Annotated in this window: 16 protein-coding genes and 3 other annotated features; of the genes, 13 read left to right on the top strand and 3 right to left on the bottom strand. The window is 37.1% G+C overall.

Features of this window, described 5'->3' with window-relative positions; translation table 11 throughout:
* The 8 genes from dnaI (at position 1) to GI584_RS14925 (ending at position 6,948) form a co-directional block, all read left to right on the top strand.
* The gene (dnaI, locus tag GI584_RS14960) at positions 1 to 936 is read left to right on the top strand and encodes a primosomal protein DnaI (protein ID WP_100359956.1); all 936 of its coding nucleotides are present in this window, start codon (positions 1 to 3) and stop codon (positions 934 to 936) included.
* Between the two features lie 93 nt (positions 937 to 1,029).
* Complete coding sequence (gene ytxC / locus GI584_RS14955) at positions 1,030 to 1,878, top strand: sporulation protein YtxC (protein ID WP_100359957.1); 849 nt, start codon at positions 1,030 to 1,032, stop codon at positions 1,876 to 1,878.
* A 41-nt stretch (positions 1,879 to 1,919) separates the two neighbouring features.
* Positions 1,920 to 2,150, top strand: a binding site (T-box leader).
* A gap of 111 nt (positions 2,151 to 2,261) precedes the next feature.
* Positions 2,262 to 4,208, top strand: coding sequence for a threonine--tRNA ligase (gene thrS, locus GI584_RS14950; protein ID WP_153791710.1), 1,947 nt, complete (start codon positions 2,262 to 2,264; stop codon positions 4,206 to 4,208).
* A 161-nt stretch (positions 4,209 to 4,369) separates the two neighbouring features.
* Positions 4,370 to 4,504: a sequence feature (ribosomal protein L20 leader region), on the top strand.
* 85 nt (positions 4,505 to 4,589) lie between these two features.
* The gene (gene infC / locus GI584_RS14945) at positions 4,590 to 5,096 is read left to right on the top strand and encodes a translation initiation factor IF-3 (RefSeq protein ID WP_153791709.1); all 507 of its coding nucleotides are present in this window, start codon (positions 4,590 to 4,592) and stop codon (positions 5,094 to 5,096) included.
* A gap of 50 nt (positions 5,097 to 5,146) precedes the next feature.
* On the top strand, positions 5,147 to 5,344 hold the full coding sequence (gene rpmI, locus GI584_RS14940) for a 50S ribosomal protein L35 (RefSeq protein WP_153791708.1): 198 nt from the start codon (positions 5,147 to 5,149) through the stop codon (positions 5,342 to 5,344).
* Positions 5,345 to 5,523: 179 nt separating this feature from the next.
* Entirely contained in the window at positions 5,524 to 5,880 is a 357-nt protein-coding gene (rplT, locus tag GI584_RS14935; protein WP_100359960.1) for a 50S ribosomal protein L20, read from the top strand.
* 182 nt (positions 5,881 to 6,062) lie between these two features.
* Positions 6,063 to 6,314, top strand: coding sequence for a DUF1294 domain-containing protein (locus tag GI584_RS14930; protein WP_153791707.1), 252 nt, complete (start codon positions 6,063 to 6,065; stop codon positions 6,312 to 6,314).
* A gap of 55 nt (positions 6,315 to 6,369) precedes the next feature.
* Positions 6,370 to 6,948, top strand: a complete 579-nt coding sequence (locus GI584_RS14925) for a TVP38/TMEM64 family protein (RefSeq protein WP_153791706.1) — start codon at positions 6,370 to 6,372, stop codon at positions 6,946 to 6,948.
* A 1-nt stretch (position 6,949) separates the two neighbouring features.
* Here GI584_RS14925 and GI584_RS14920 read toward each other — a convergent pair whose 3' ends face one another.
* Positions 6,950 to 7,333 carry a sigma-w pathway protein ysdB gene (locus GI584_RS14920; protein ID WP_100359963.1) on the bottom strand — a complete coding sequence of 128 codons (384 nt, stop codon included), beginning with the start codon at positions 7,331 to 7,333 and terminating at the stop codon, positions 6,950 to 6,952.
* Between the two features lie 127 nt (positions 7,334 to 7,460).
* Here GI584_RS14920 and GI584_RS14915 point away from each other — a divergent pair, with 127 nt between their 5' ends.
* On the top strand, positions 7,461 to 7,946 hold the full coding sequence (locus tag GI584_RS14915) for a dUTP diphosphatase (protein WP_100359964.1): 486 nt from the start codon (positions 7,461 to 7,463) through the stop codon (positions 7,944 to 7,946).
* A gap of 19 nt (positions 7,947 to 7,965) precedes the next feature.
* Entirely contained in the window at positions 7,966 to 9,048 is a 1,083-nt protein-coding gene (locus tag GI584_RS14910) for a M42 family metallopeptidase (RefSeq protein ID WP_153791705.1), read from the top strand.
* 291 nt (positions 9,049 to 9,339) lie between these two features.
* Here GI584_RS14910 and GI584_RS14905 read toward each other — a convergent pair whose 3' ends face one another.
* Positions 9,340 to 9,975, bottom strand: a complete 636-nt coding sequence (locus GI584_RS14905) for a lytic transglycosylase domain-containing protein (RefSeq protein WP_228552249.1) — start codon at positions 9,973 to 9,975, stop codon at positions 9,340 to 9,342.
* 118 nt (positions 9,976 to 10,093) lie between these two features.
* Complete coding sequence (sspI, locus tag GI584_RS14900) at positions 10,094 to 10,306, bottom strand: small acid-soluble spore protein SspI (RefSeq protein ID WP_153791704.1); 213 nt, start codon at positions 10,304 to 10,306, stop codon at positions 10,094 to 10,096.
* Positions 10,307 to 10,400: 94 nt separating this feature from the next.
* Between sspI and GI584_RS14895 the strand changes: the two genes are divergently transcribed.
* The 3 genes from GI584_RS14895 (at position 10,401) to pheT (ending at position 15,014) form a co-directional block, all read left to right on the top strand.
* Entirely contained in the window at positions 10,401 to 11,141 is a 741-nt protein-coding gene (locus tag GI584_RS14895) for a TrmH family RNA methyltransferase (protein ID WP_100359967.1), read from the top strand.
* A gap of 58 nt (positions 11,142 to 11,199) precedes the next feature.
* Positions 11,200 to 11,443: a binding site (T-box leader), on the top strand.
* A 94-nt stretch (positions 11,444 to 11,537) separates the two neighbouring features.
* Positions 11,538 to 12,572: a phenylalanine--tRNA ligase subunit alpha gene (gene pheS, locus GI584_RS14890; protein ID WP_153791703.1), complete on the top strand. Its 1,035-nt coding sequence runs from the start codon at positions 11,538 to 11,540 to the stop codon at positions 12,570 to 12,572.
* Positions 12,573 to 12,587: 15 nt separating this feature from the next.
* Positions 12,588 to 15,014, top strand: coding sequence for a phenylalanine--tRNA ligase subunit beta (pheT, locus tag GI584_RS14885; RefSeq protein ID WP_153791702.1), 2,427 nt, complete (start codon positions 12,588 to 12,590; stop codon positions 15,012 to 15,014).
* The last annotated feature ends 143 nt before the right edge of the window (positions 15,015 to 15,157 follow it).

Genomic DNA, 15,157 nt, shown 5'->3' with positions numbered 1-15,157 from the left:
ATGGAACCAATTCAATCTGCCATGAAAAAATGGATGAATAATAATAAAAAAATAAAAGATAATTTTACCCAGCAACGGAATAAAGTTATCAACGACCCAGAAATTAAACAAAAATTAAGTGAGCATGTTGAAATAGATGAACAGGATATTAATCGCAATTTAATGAAACTTTATGAATATCAACAAGCATCAAAAAATTGTGCTGATTGTCCGAACTTAGACGGTTGTAAAAATATTCTAAAAGGTTATACGCCTCATTTGGATATTGATGGAAAAGACATTTCTCTACGGTACGAGAAATGTAAAAATAAAGTCCATGAAGAAGCCCAGCTCGAAAAAGAATCATTAGTTCGAAGTTTATATATACCGAAACAAATTAAAGAAGCAGACTTAGCAAAAATGGATCGTAATTCCTATGAGCGTAAGGAAGTAGTAAGAGAGATTATTGAGTTTGTGCAAAACTATTCCAAAGGAAAGTTCCATCGAGGTTTATATATTCATGGACCTTTTGGAACGGGAAAATCTTATATTCTTGGAGTTATTGCGAACGAACTTAAGAAACAATACATCCAATCAAACATCATTTACATGCCAGAGTTTGTAAGAGAGATAAAGGCGTCCATTGGAAATGACAGTTTTCAATCGAAGATCGAAAGTTTTAAAAAGGTACAGGTTTTAATGTTTGATGATATTGGTGCTGAGTCCATCTCTCCTTGGTTCCGCGATGAAGTACTTGGCGCTATTCTGCAATATCGGATGATGGAAGAGTTGCCTATTTTCTTTACTTCAAATTATAATTTTGAACAATTAGAGAATCATTTATCAACGTCCAACAGAGGGGACGTAGAAACCATTAAAGCGGGCAGGATTATTGAACGGATTAGCCAGCTCAGTAAACCAATCGAATTAACTAATCGTTACCGAACGAATGAATAACCATGACTTCTGTCTAATCCTTGGACAGAGGTTATTTTTTTTCATTATCACCCATATAATATACCAGTTCGATGGTGGTGAGGGTGATGATATGTGTTAGAAGTATATTTTGAGCAAGACAATGAAGCAGAGGTGTTTTATCAATTAGCAAAACAAGATGACAATTGGAAAGTTACACGTAAAAGAACCAAAAAAAATCTTGTGCAACTCCATCTGTTGGAAGACTTGAACAAGGATGAAAGGAAGAAACATCTTGCTCCATTGTTAAGCATGGTATTTATTCAGTGTCGGGAACTACCTATGATTCAACATATACTAATGAAGAAGTATTATTTTTCAAGTGCAGAGGAGATAGAGCGAATAACAGCCATTGCTAGATCATTACTAGAAAAAGATGAATCTGTTTATGAGGATCGAATCCATCAACATGAATTGCGTGACACATTAACGACGATTTTCTCCTTACAAATAGACACTTCTTTTATCCAATTTGATTCGATTGTTCATTTCAGGTTGCATCACTATATTGATCAATTAACGGAAATGATCGGTCTGGCAATAGATGAATTTAAAAGAGAAGAAGAGTATCAAAATTTTATTCACTCGATTAGGGAGTTTGTCAGGCGTAAGTCACCAGAAGAAGAAGTTCTTCATGTATTGCAAGGAGAAAGATTTCAGATCTTCAGGGATAATGGGGAAGTCTACACAATGGAAGATTTACAACAAGTAAAATCACGTTTTCCGTTATTTATTTTCGGTTTAGAACAAGAAGAATGGGATATTTCACCACTCATTATGTTGGCACCAGACCATATTTATATGTATGGAGAGGATCAAACAGAATCGAGGACTCATACGATTATGACTATTTTTCAAGAAAGATGTTCTTTTTATCCGACTGATTACTTTCCTTTTTATCTAGCTGATGAAAAAGAATCTTGATTTTTTCGTTGACAATCGTTATAATAAACCGCATAACAACAAAACTTGCGTTGATGAGGACATGATAGTGTGTAAGGTGTACTATTAGAGAGGGAATCCTTGGCTGAAAGTTTCCTGTATGACCACATTCTATTACCACCTCGGAGCTCTACTAAGGAACGCTTTTAGTAACTAATTAGTAGCGATTCGTCATCGTTATCGACTTTTCAATGAGCTACACTTTTATGTGTGGAAAATTGGGTGGAACCACGGGTATAACGCTCGTCCCTTTACTTTTTTCGTAGGGGGACGGGCGTTTTTTAATGTTCAAAAATTCGAGTGGTCAAAACTTGAAGGTACCCAGTTATCATGTCAGTTTGTAAGATAAAAAGGAGAGTGTACAGATGAGTAAGATTCATATTACGTTTCCAGATGGAACAGTAAAACCTTTTGATCATGGAACAACAGGTGAAGAGATTGCTGCATCGATTTCACCAGGTTTAAAAAAGCAGGCATTAGCCATTAAATTAGATGATACGCTTTACGATTTGCGTACTCCATTAGAAATGGATGGGGCGATCGAGATCGTTACCATCAAAACGGATGAAGGACTTAATATTTTAAGACACTCGACAGCCCATTTGATGGCACAAGCGGTTAAACGCCTCTATGACAATGTTAAGCTTGGTGTAGGACCGACAATTGAGGATGGCTTCTATTATGATATCGATATGGAAGAAACAATTACACCGGAGGATCTTCCACGTATCGAAAAAGAAATGAAACGAATCGTTGATGAAAATTTGGAAATAGTCCGTAAAGAAGTCAGTCGAAATGAAGCAAAAGCGATCTATGAGGAAATCGGTGATGACTTAAAACTTGAGTTATTGGATGCGATTCCTGAAGATGAGACAGTAACGATCTATCAGCAGGGAGAATTCTTTGACCTATGCCGTGGTGTCCACGTACCTCAGACAAGCAAAATCAAAGTATTTAAATTATTAAGTATATCTGGTGCTTACTGGCGCGGTGACAGCAATAATCAAATGCTCCAACGTATTTATGGAACAGCATTTGAGAAACAAGGTCAGTTAGATGAATATCTACGCTTACGTGAAGAAGCGAAAGAGCGTGATCACCGTAAACTAGGAAAAGAGCTTGGCATATTTACTGTCTCTCAAAAAGTAGGACAAGGTTTACCACTATGGTTACCGAAAGGGGCCACTATTCGCCGTACTATTGAGCGTTATATTGTCGATTTAGAAGAGCGTCTTGGTTATAACCACGTATATACACCTGTTTTAGGTAGCAAAGAATTGTACCAAACAAGTGGTCATTGGGATCATTATAAAGATGATAATTTTCCTCCAATGGAGATGGATAACGAAGAACTTATCTTGCGTCCAATGAACTGTCCACATCACATGATGATTTATAAAAATGAATTACACAGTTACCGTAACTTGCCTGTGCGTATAGCTGAGTTAGGTACAATGCACCGACACGAAATGTCTGGGGCACTTGCAGGACTTCAGCGTGTACGTGGAATGACCTTGAATGATGCACATATCTTTGCTCGTCCAGATCAAATAAAAGATGAGTTTGTTCGCGTCGTACAGCTTGTAGAAAATGTCTACAAAGATTTCGGAATTGATGATTACTACTTTCGCTTGTCTTATCGTGATCCGAAAGATACAGAAAAATATATTGATAACGATGAAATGTGGGAAAAGGCACAGACATTGTTAAAAGAAACAATGGAAGATATGAATCTGGAATATGTAGAAGCAGAAGGTGAAGCGGCATTTTACGGTCCGAAATTAGATGTCCAAGTAAAAACTGCACTAGGTAAAGATGAAACATTATCAACGGTACAGTTAGACTTTCATTTACCGGAACGCTTTGACTTAACATATATCGGTGAAGATGGTAAAGAACACCGTCCAGTGGTAATCCACCGTGGTGTCGTTTCAACAATGGAACGTTTTGTAGCCTTCTTAATTGAAGAGTATAAAGGTGCCTTCCCAACATGGTTAGCACCAGTACAAGCAAGAATTATACCGGTATCTGCAGATGTACACGCTGATTATGCCAAGAAGGTAGAAGAGGAATTACGCTTTTCGGGTGTTCGTGTCGAAGTAGACGAGCGTGATGAGAAAATTGGTTATAAGATCCGTGAAGCACAAACTGCAAAAATTCCGTTTGCTCTTATTGTCGGTGATAAAGAAGTAGAAGCAAATGCAGTTAACGTCCGACGCTACGGAGAAAAAGATTCAGAAACATTAGCATTAAGCGAATTTAAAACACTTATTTCAGACGAAATCCAAAACAAGGTATTACGTAATAAATAATTCCTGAAGCTCCCCGTTCGATGAACTGGGAGCTTTTTGTGAATTACAATACTATTTACGGTGGCAGATTTAGGTTATGTTTAAGATAAGGCTTATAAAAGTATATTGACAATATTTTATCAGGATGTTATTATATTAAAAGTGAATTAAATATGATCATAAGAGACAAGTAGGAGCACCCGCTTCTCACCTGATTGACGCCAATGTGTAGTTGACAGGTATAAAAAATCCGACTTATTTGTAATGAAATTCAGGATGTGTGGGTGCAGTATGTGTACCGACACTTTTTTTAATGAAATTTTTAGACTTGTCTAGTTAATAAAGATCATGTTTCATTACGCTTTTATTAAATTTCGGAGGTGGCTGATTATTAGCAAAGATATGAATGTCAATGAGAGTATTCGAGCACGTGAGGTGCGTCTCATTGATTCAAATGGGGATCAATTAGGAGTTAAATCTCGTCAAGAAGCGTTGGAAATTGCTCAAACAAGAAACCTTGATTTAGTATTGGTGGCACCAAAAGCAAAACCACCAGTATGTCGTATCATGGACTACGGTAAATTCCGTTTTGAGCAACAAAAGAAAGAAAGAGAAGCACGCAAAAAACAAAAAGTAATTAACGTGAAAGAAGTTCGTTTAAGTCCGGGTATTGAAGATCATGATTTCAATACGAAGCTTCGTAACGCGCGTAAATTCTTATCAAAAGGAGACAAAGTAAAAGTCTCTATTCGCTTCCGTGGACGTGCGATTACCCATAAAGAATTAGGTCAAAAAGTATTAGAGCGTATGGCAGAAGAATGTAAAGACCTTTCAACTATTGAACAAAGAGCGAAAATGGAAGGCCGCAGTATGTTCATGATGCTTGGCCCTGTAAACGAAAAGCAATAACTAGCTCAAGCGATGAGTTAAATAGATTTAGTTTCAAGGAGGAAGTAATAATGCCAAAAATGAAGTCACACAGCGGAACTGCTAAAAGAATGAAAAAGACAGGTTCTGGGAAGGTAAAACGTTCCCATGCATATACAAGTCACTTATTTGCAAACAAGTCTCAAAAACAAAAGCGTAAACTACGTAAATCCGCTCTTGTATCAGCTGGAGACTACAAACGCATCAAACAAATGCTACCTAATAAGTAGAAATGCGAAAGTGACCGATTAGAAAAGTAGCGCTTGAGAGGAAGCACGGTGAGCTTTGTGAGCCGATGATGACTTTCGATGAACGGGAACTTCTAGTATCGCCGCTGGTCACAGGTAAGCGAAAAGATCGTAATTAAAATAACAGAATGAGATTCGTTGATTTATAGGAGGGAATTATTATGGCACGTGTTAAAGGTGGAACAGTTACACGAAAACGTCGTAAACGTATATTAAAGTTAGCTAAAGGTTATTATGGTGCAAAGCATTCATTGTTCAAAACTGCAAAACAACAAGTAATGAAATCAGGTCAGTATGCATATCGTGACCGTCGTCAGAAAAAACGTGATTTCCGTAAACTTTGGATTTCTCGTATCAATGCTGCGGCACGCATGAATGATCTTTCTTACAGTCGTTTCATGCACGGATTAAAACTTGCTGGTGTTGAAGTAAACCGTAAAATGCTAGCTGACTTAGCTGTAAGTGATGAAAAAGGATTTGCACAATTAGCAGATCAAGCAAAATCTGCTTTAAAATAAGATCGTAATATATAACGGGTAGTTCTGATTAGAGCTATCCGTTTTTTATATTACGAAACCTGCAATCACTAATCTCTCGTTGTAGAAACAGAGGAGGATACTATCCTTTTTTAACCGAGATATAAAAGCAGAAATAGATAGATTATATCAACAACTAAAAACTCATTAAGGTTGTGAATCAAATGTTAATGTATGTAGCCATTATAAATATGATATCGTTACTGACGATGTGGATAGACAAAAGGAAAGCAAGAAAGAACAAATGGCGTATACCGGAAGGACGAATCTGGCTATTTGCCATTAGTGGAGGTGCACTTGGAGCCACTATCGGGATGCATGCATTTCGACATAAAACCAAACATAAACTATTTCTAATCGGTTTACCTTTTATTGCAATTATTCAATGGCTATTGATCATCACCTTTTACATATAATTGCTGTCATAAAGGCTCGTCTCTTGTCATATTAATAAAAAGAAGGAGCTGATGAATGATGCCAATAGAAATGCTTAGCCAAATTAAAGTAATGGAAAGCTATGCATTTGTAGCCCCTGTGCTATTTATTATGGTGCATATTCTTCGCCCACTGTTTTTTATTCCAGTATTATTGCTGTGTATTACAGGAGGCGTTGTTTTTGGCTTATTAGCTGGTACCGTATATTCAATTATTGGTTTAATGATTTCGAGCATTTTATTTTACCTGATCATTCATTTGTTACCTGCCCTAGAAAAGCGCTGTAAACAATTGGAAGAAAAGTTATTAGGTGATGAACTATCATTAAATACCATTCAAATTATGTTATTAAGGATGCTGCCTTTTATCCACTTCCATCTTATGTCTTTTTGCATATATAAAAAATCCGTAAGTTTTTCATCTTATTTAAGGACAACATTTTTAACAATTATACCAGTTGCTTGTTTTTATACCACCTTAGGTAAAACGATTCAAGAAATATCCATCTATTATGCAATTCCATTAGTAGTAATGGTAATAATCCTGGCTTATTTCGTGAGAAGGAAACAGGTAATTATTAAATGGCAAACTTTTTTTCAGCAAAACACAGCCTGAATTATTTTAAATGTAGTTTGTTAATTGGATATTTCCATTCTATTTCAGCGTGAGGATAACGAATCAATATTTCTTCTTCTAAGAAATAGAGATCCTTGCGCTCAAACCCTTTTAATTTCTCTGGGTTTCGCGTGTGCATCACTATGTTAATCACCTCAAAGGCTTCTTCTGTTGTACCCAAATACTTTTCTCCTTCAAATAAAAATCCTTTATACGTAATAAAAAAATTTTTCTTAATATTATCATTGTAATCAAGGAAATAGAATTCACTCTTTTCCTGAGCAACTTCCAGTTTCCTCTTTGGATTAACAATGTATTTATAAGCGGTATATATTAATACAATCATAGCAATGACTACTAAAAAACGAAAAAGAATAACGATCACAGGTATCCACTCCTAATATACAAGACTTCTAAGTATGCTTACGAACTTAACGATGTTTTGGTTTCAAAAAAACAAACCAAACATGCTATAATATGAGAATAAATTCAAAAACTAGAGGGAGAACTATATGAATTGGCAAACACTTTTTGATATGCAGCGAGAATTAGATAATTATATTTTAGCACAACATGATTTGAAAAACGAAAATGTTTTTGATAAAAAGGTATTAGCGCTTTCAGTTGAAGTTGGCGAATTAGCAAATGAAACAAGATGCTTCAAGTATTGGAGTGTGAAGCCAGCTAGTGAAAAGGCCGTCATTGCCGAGGAATATGTAGATGGTATCCACTTTATATTATCATTAGGATTGGAATTAGGACTAGATCAATACGAGTCAAGTAATCAAGTTAGTGATCAAGACTTAACAGCCTTATTTCATCACGTTTTCCGAGCGATTTCTGTGTTGAAGGAAGAACAGTCGGTAGAAGCGTTTAAACAAGTCTTTGATACATATTTAACATTGGGTGAAAAATTAGGCTTCTCTGCACATGATATAAAAAAAGCCTATGTAGATAAAAATAAAATTAACTTTGAGCGACAAAATCAAGGTTATTAATTTCTAGGAGGAAAACTATATGTCAAACTATGAGCAATTAACCATGTTAAAAGAATTAACAGATGCACGTTCGATTCCAGGTGATGAAAAAGAAGCCCGTGAAGTAATGAAGAAATGGATTTCACCATATGCTGACAAAGTATATACGGATCATCTTGGAAGTTTAATCGCCGAAAAGAATGGGAATGAAAATGGTCCGAAAATCATGGTAGCCGGCCATTTGGATGAAGTTGGTTTTATGGTTACACGTATTGATGATAAAGGTTTTGTTTATTTTCAAACGGTTGGTGGCTGGTGGAGTCAAGTTATGTTGGCTCAACGAGTAACGCTTTTGACCAAAAATGGAGATGTTATAGGGGTAATTGGTTCAAAACCTCCTCATATCTTATCAGCGGAAGCTCGCAAAAAGCCAGTTGACATCAAAGACATGTTTATTGATATTGGTGCATCAAGCAAAGAAGAAGCTGCTGAATTTGGAGTGAAACCTGGTGATTCGATTGTGCCATACTTCGAATTTACACCAATGAAAAATGAAAAATTATTACTAGCTAAAGCATGGGATAATCGAATCGGTTGTGCGATTGCGATCGAAGTATTACGCAGATTAAAAGGAGAAGATCACCCTAACCGAGTATATGGTGTTGCAACAGTACAGGAAGAAGTGGGATTACGTGGTGCAAAAACATCTGCGTATGCGATTGAACCAGATATTGGTTTTGCGGTTGATGTTGGTATTGCAGGAGATACACCAGGTGTTTCAGATAAAGAAGCAGACAGTAAAATAGGAGATGGCCCGCAAATAATCCTGTACGATGCTTCTATGGTATCACATAAAGGACTAAGAGATTTTGTTGTTGAGACAGCAGATCAACATCAAATACCATACCAATTCGGACATTTGGCTGGTGGAGGTACCGACTCTGGTTCTATTCACTTAACAGCTAACGGTGTACCGGCATTATCGATTACGATTGCTACGAGATATATACACACACATGCTGCAATTTTACATCAAGATGATTTCGAAAATGCTGTTCAATTAATTGTTGAAGTAATTAAAAAGTTGGATAAAGATACGGTAGATAATATCACATTTTCATAAGAGGTAGTTCACAAGAGAACATCACAGTAAAATAAGTGAATTGTTTGGGATCACCACTATTTATAGGGGTGATCCCTTCGTGAATATGAGGGTCTTTCTTATATGGATAGGACCAATGCTCTATTTCCTGGACTTGTTGCTTCTTCCTTAAAAAAAGTGCACCGCTTCCTTGGAATTCTCTTTCTCTTCCTTGGAAATATTCATTTTTCCAAGGAACAAAAAAAACACAAACATCAAACTTGATGTTCGTGTTTTGGCATAATTCGAGTACTTCTGTTCCAGTCTCTTTTGTTATGCTAAGTATTGGCCGAGTACTTTTTGTACGTAGGATTGCGTTTCTGCAAATGGAGGAACATCATTGTATTTATCAACATTCCCTGGACCTGCATTATAAGCAGCTAATGCTAGTGTTTTATTCCCATCATATCGATCCAACATTTGTTTTAAATATTTTGCTCCACCTAAAATATTTTCAGCAGGATCTAATGGATTTTGAACACCTAATCCTTTGGCTGTGTCAGGCATTAATTGCATTAATCCTTGAGCACCAGCATGGCTGACTGCATGTTGATTATAATTTGATTCGGTTTGGATTACCGCATCAATTAATTTTGGATCTACGTTATATTGCGTTGCTGCTTGGTCGATAATAGTAGTAATATCCTGATTAAAAGCTGTACTATCTGAAATATCAGTAAGCGAGTTAGCAGTTACCTGTGATCTTATCGATTGGGCCAACTCAGGGTTATTCAGAAAATTTGCTGCAGGAATCTCACTATCGCTAGATGTATTCGTATATTGTGAATTTCCGATTAGGGATTGAAATAATTGATTAAAATCAGTATTTGTATTATTGGAATTAGTCGTGCTCGTAACAGTAGACATTGCTTGCATTTGCATTAAATGATAAATGGATTGTACGTTCAATGAAACGCTCTCCCTTTTTGGTAAAATATATCTATAATAAATATACAATTTTTCACACCAAAAAGCAATATAATGAATAAAAAGTTAAAGGACTTGATCAAAGTCAAGTCCTTGTGACTCATTGTTTATTAACTGCTTGTTCTAACGCGTCGAGAACTTCTGTTTTTTCCGATTCGTCCGCTTGTTGCCAATATATTTCAAATAAAACACCCAGACCTGGAAGCATTTTTTCTTCACCGCTCTGAATGGCATCGACAATAGTAGCTTCTAAATCATTAGCAGAATTACCAGACACGTTGGACATGATTGCTTTTCTTAAATTTAAATCCATATTATCACCCCATCTTTTACATTTTTCATTATAGTTTGACCTTAATAAAGATTAATATGTATGATAGAAACATCAAAAAAGAGGAATGAGTTGTATGCTAACATCTGTTAAAAATGAAAAAGTAAAGAATTGGCGAAAATTAAAAAAGAAAAAGGAACGAGATCTACAAGATACATTTATGATTGAAGGTTTTCATTTAATTGAAGAAGCACATGAAAGCAACTGGGAAATTATAGAAATCATTTATCAAACAGGAGTAGAAGTAAATGCGGACTGGTTTCATTATCCTTCCTATGAAGTGTCTGATAATGTGATGACAGCTCTTACAGATACGAAAACACCACAAGGTATATTGGCAGTTGTGTCTAAAAACAAGAGCAGTGAATGCTCCAGTCAGCGTGCCTTATTGGTAGATCGTGTCCAAGATCCCGGAAATTTGGGAACGATGATACGAACTGCAGATGCAGCAGGGTTTGATACGGTAATCCTAGGAAAAGGAACAGTCGACTTGTTTAATGATAAAGTCATTCGATCTACCCAAGGCTCCATGTTCCACCTTCATATTTATGAAGCGGATTTAATGGAGGAAATCGATCGTTTACAACAGGAAGGTATAATAGTATGGTCAACAGGCTTAGAGAATGCAACTTTTTATCATGAACTAGAAGTCCCGAATAAACTTGCTATTATGGTCGGAAATGAAGGGGCTGGTGTCGATCCAGCTCTCATACAAAAAGCAACTCAAAATGTAAAAATTCCGATATACGGGCAGGCAGAATCATTAAATGTTAGCATTGCGGCAGCTATTCTCATGTATGAAGTAGCAAAAAAATGAACAGTTGGACTTGCAACATTTGCAATGCTTGCTTATACTATATGAAGTAAAAACATTTATAAAAGCGTCGAAAGAGCGAGTAAATGTGTAAAAAATCGTTTCAAGGGAAGAAGCATCGTAGACTGGAAGTGTTTCTAACGATTACATGTTGAAATTTCACTCTGGAGCTGACACTTAGACCTTGCCTGGCAACGGCAAGTAAAGGTGTTCCGGTTTATGCCGTTATCTTTTAACTTGAGTGGATATAGTTTAGACTATATCAACTAGGGTGGTACCGCGATACATACAGTCTCGTCCCTTTTTTATAGGGGCGGGACTTTTTATTTTCTACCATGTTTTATGCATCTACGGCGGTAAGTATATCCATTTTTCAAGAATAAAAAGGAGGTTCACAAAATGAAAGAACAACTACAAGCATTAGAAAAAGAAGCATTACAAAAAGTACACGAAGCAACATCTCTAAAAGAATTACAAGACGTAAGAGTTGCTTACTTAGGTAAAAAAGGTCCCATAACAGAAGTATTAAGAGGAATGGGGAAATTATCGAAAGAAGAACGTCCAGTTATTGGTGAACTAGCCAACAAAGTACGAGGAAATATCGCAGACGCTATCGACAGCAAAAAAGCAGACATCGAAGCAGCAGAACTGGAAAAACAACTGGCAGAAGAAACCATCGATGTTACGTTACCAGGTCGACCTGCTCCAACAGGAGGACCACACCTTTTAACCAGCATTGTCGAAGAAATCGAAGACTTATTCATCGGTATGGGATTCGAAGTCCGAGAAGGTCCAGAAGTCGAAACAGACTATTATAATTTCGAAGCACTAAACCTGCCAAAAGGCCATCCAGCACGTGATATGCAAGACTCCTTCTATATTACAGAAGAATTATTATTGCGTACCCATACTTCACCAGTACAGGCCCGTACGATGAACATGATTCAAGGAGAGCGTCCGGTAAAAATGATTTGTCCAGGGAAAGTGTATCGTCGTGATACGGATGATGCAACACACTCACACCAATTTACTCAAATTGAAGGGCTTTATGTGGACAAAAATGTGCGCATGAGTGACTTGAAAGGCGTACTTGATCGTTTTGCAAAGCAGATGTTTGGTGAAGATCGCCAAATTCGCTTACGTCCTAGCTTTTTCCCTTTTACAGAGCCATCTGTTGAAATGGATATCTCTTGTAAAGTGTGTAACGGCAAAGGATGTAGTGTATGTAAGAAAACCGGTTGGATTGAAATCCTTGGCGCCGGAATGGTACACCCTCGTGTACTGGAAATGGCAGGATATGATCCGAAGGTTTACAGCGGTTTTGCTTTCGGGATGGGACCAGAGCGAATTGCTATGCTGAAATACGGTGTTGACGATATTCGACACTTCTATACTAACGATATTCGATTCTTGAAGCAGTATCATCAAGCGTAAGGAGGAGGCTAAAACATGTTTGTATCATTGAATTGGTTAAAAAATTATGTAGATATCGATCAATTATCCCCGGAAGATTTGGCTGAACGTATTACCAAATCAGGGATTGAAGTAGAAGGGTTAGAACACTTTGCAAGTCCAGCGAATAATGTAGTCGTTGGCTATGTGGAAAGCTGTGAAAAACACCCAAACGCAGATAAATTAAATTTATGTCAAGTGAATGTTGGTGACGAAACATTGCAAATCATTTGTGGTGCACCGAATATCGCAACAGGTCAAAAGGTTGCAGTAGCAAAACCTGGTGCCGTTTTACCTGGAAATTTTAAAATTAAAAAAGCAAAACTACGTGGTGTGGAATCAAATGGTATGATTTGCTCACTGCAAGAATTAGGTGTAGAAGAAAAGTTCGTACCAAAAGAATTTGCGAGTGGAATTTTCGTATTTCCCGAAGATGCAGAAATTGGTGCAGATGTAAACGAACTACTGAATCTCGATGATATTATTATGGAACTTGGTTTAACACCAAACCGCTCGGATGCATTAAGTATGCTAGGTGTTGCTTATGAAGTAGCGGCCATTTTAGATGTGCCAATTCGCTTGCCCCATACGAACTATCATACAGATGAAGGGAAAGCGGCGAATCATGTTTCCGTCAAAGTAGAAGCTACAGAGCAAAATCCTTATTACGGTGCATTTTTAATAAAAGATGTAAAACTAGGTCCATCACCATTATGGATGCGAAATTACTTAATGGCAGCAGGTATTCGACCAATTAATAACGTGGTAGATATTACCAACTACGTGCTAATAGAGTATGGTCAACCATTACATGCATTCGATTTTGATAAGTTTGGGTCAGATGAAGTAGTTGTCAGAATGGCAAATGAAGGAGAAAAGATTGTTACATTAGATGATCAAGAACGCACATTATCAAAAGAACATCTAGTGATAACCAATGGAAATGAAGCAGTTGCCCTTGCAGGTGTTATGGGTGGTGCTGATTCAGAGGTTTCTGAACAAACCACTACTGTTTTATTAGAAGCAGCTTATTTCGATGGTCAAACGATCCGAAAAGCATCCAAAGATTTCGATTTACGCAGTGAAGCAAGCAATCGTTTTGAAAAAGGAGTAGACCCAAATCGTGTCCGTAAAGCAGGCGAGCGTACGTGTCAATTGCTTCAGGAATATGCAGGAGCAACCGTATTAGACGGAATAGTCGAATTTGACCAATTAGATTATTCTGAAAAAACTGTAACGATTTGGACGTCTATTATTAATGATCGTTTAGGTACTAATATTTCCAGTGATGAAATTGCTGATATTTTGCGTAAATTAAACTTTAACTTTGATCAAGATGGGGAAACATTTACTGTTTACGCACCAACTCGTCGTCAGGATATTGTTATTTTTGAAGATATGTTAGAAGAAGTAGCACGTATTTATGGCTATGACAACTTACCTTTCACCTTACCAAGTGGTGGTGCACAAGCAGGAGGACTATCGAAACAGCAAGAACTAAAACGTCATGTCAAACGTTTCTTAGAAGGTACAGGATTATCCGAAACAGTAACTTATTCGTTAACTAGCAAGGAACGTGCAACGGAGTTTGTTAGTCCGGAAGTAGCTGAAGAGATGGTTGCTTCTATCGCATTAGCAATGCCGATGAGTGAAGAGCATAGTACATTACGATTAAGTATTTTGCCGGAAATGTTATCATCTGTTGCCTATAATTTAGCACGGAAACAAGCAAACGTAGCGTATTACGAATTAGGCAGTATCTTCATTTCTAAAGAGGAAAAAGTAACAGAACAACCGCGCGAAAATTTACGTTTAGCAGGTGCTCTAACAGGTGAATGGCTCACTCATCCGTGGCAGCAAGAGAAAAAAGCAGTAGATTTCTTTGTTGTAAAAGGGATCTTAGAGGCTTTATTCACATCATTAAACCTTGAAGTTACGTTTACTCAGGCAAAAGTTGATGGTATGCATCCAGGCCGAACAGCACAACTATTCATTAACGATCGTGCGATTGGTTTTGCCGGTCAAGTGCATCCGCGATTCCAAAAAGATTATGATTTAAAAGAGACGTTCGTGTTTGATATCGATTTTGACTATATCCTAGAAGTTCATGAGAACGAACCAAGTTTTGCTAAGATACCACGTTACCCAAGCGTAACAAGAGATATCGCATTAGTTGTCGATGAGGCTGTTCAAGCAGGAGCAGTTCAAGCAACGATTGCACAAGCTGGTGGAGAATTAATTAAAGATATTCAAGTATTTGATGTCTATCAAGGGGAGCACTTAGCAGAAGGTAGAAAGTCGATTGCTTTCAGCTTGTTCTACCAAGATCCGGAAAGAACCCTGACAGACGATGAAGTAGAGGCATCTTACCAAGCGATTTTAGAAGCAGTAGCTAATGAACATCAGGCAGAATTAAGAGGTTAAAACAAAAAGGCTGCAACCTACATCAGTTGCAGCCTTTTTACCTGGTTAAACTTTCCTATTAGAATTAATTCAAAAAAGGTAGCTCTCGCGTCGAATAGGAGCATTCTAAAAGCCAAATTTATAAATAGATATCAGCTGCCCAA

Source organism: Gracilibacillus salitolerans, from assembly GCF_009650095.1.
In the GTDB taxonomy this organism is placed as follows: domain Bacteria; phylum Bacillota; class Bacilli; order Bacillales; family Amphibacillaceae; genus Gracilibacillus; species Gracilibacillus salitolerans.
Note: the sequence above shows the minus strand (reverse complement) of the source record. Positions and strands in the feature narration are given on the sequence as shown.

What these genes read in the sequence shown, in the direction of transcription:
- GI584_RS14910 (WP_153791705.1), top strand. Translation starts at nt 7,966, where the DNA reads ATGTCAAACTATGAGCAATTAACCATGTTAAAAGAATTAACAGATGCA.
- dnaI (WP_100359956.1), top strand. Translation starts at nt 1, where the DNA reads ATGGAACCAATTCAATCTGCCATGAAAAAATGGATGAATAATAATAAA.
- GI584_RS14925 (WP_153791706.1), top strand. Translation starts at nt 6,370, where the DNA reads ATGATGCCAATAGAAATGCTTAGCCAAATTAAAGTAATGGAAAGCTAT.
- pheT (WP_153791702.1), top strand. Translation starts at nt 12,588, where the DNA reads ATGTTTGTATCATTGAATTGGTTAAAAAATTATGTAGATATCGATCAA.
- GI584_RS14895 (WP_100359967.1), top strand. Translation starts at nt 10,401, where the DNA reads ATGCTAACATCTGTTAAAAATGAAAAAGTAAAGAATTGGCGAAAATTA.
- GI584_RS14930 (WP_153791707.1), top strand. Translation starts at nt 6,063, where the DNA reads ATGTTAATGTATGTAGCCATTATAAATATGATATCGTTACTGACGATG.
- pheS (WP_153791703.1), top strand. Translation starts at nt 11,538, where the DNA reads ATGAAAGAACAACTACAAGCATTAGAAAAAGAAGCATTACAAAAAGTA.
- rpmI (WP_153791708.1), top strand. Translation starts at nt 5,147, where the DNA reads ATGCCAAAAATGAAGTCACACAGCGGAACTGCTAAAAGAATGAAAAAG.
- GI584_RS14915 (WP_100359964.1), top strand. Translation starts at nt 7,461, where the DNA reads ATGAATTGGCAAACACTTTTTGATATGCAGCGAGAATTAGATAATTAT.
- sspI (WP_153791704.1), bottom strand. Translation starts at nt 10,306, where the DNA reads ATGGATTTAAATTTAAGAAAAGCAATCATGTCCAACGTGTCTGGTAAT.
- infC (WP_153791709.1), top strand. Translation starts at nt 4,590, where the DNA reads ATGAATGTCAATGAGAGTATTCGAGCACGTGAGGTGCGTCTCATTGAT.
- thrS (WP_153791710.1), top strand. Translation starts at nt 2,262, where the DNA reads ATGAGTAAGATTCATATTACGTTTCCAGATGGAACAGTAAAACCTTTT.
- rplT (WP_100359960.1), top strand. Translation starts at nt 5,524, where the DNA reads ATGGCACGTGTTAAAGGTGGAACAGTTACACGAAAACGTCGTAAACGT.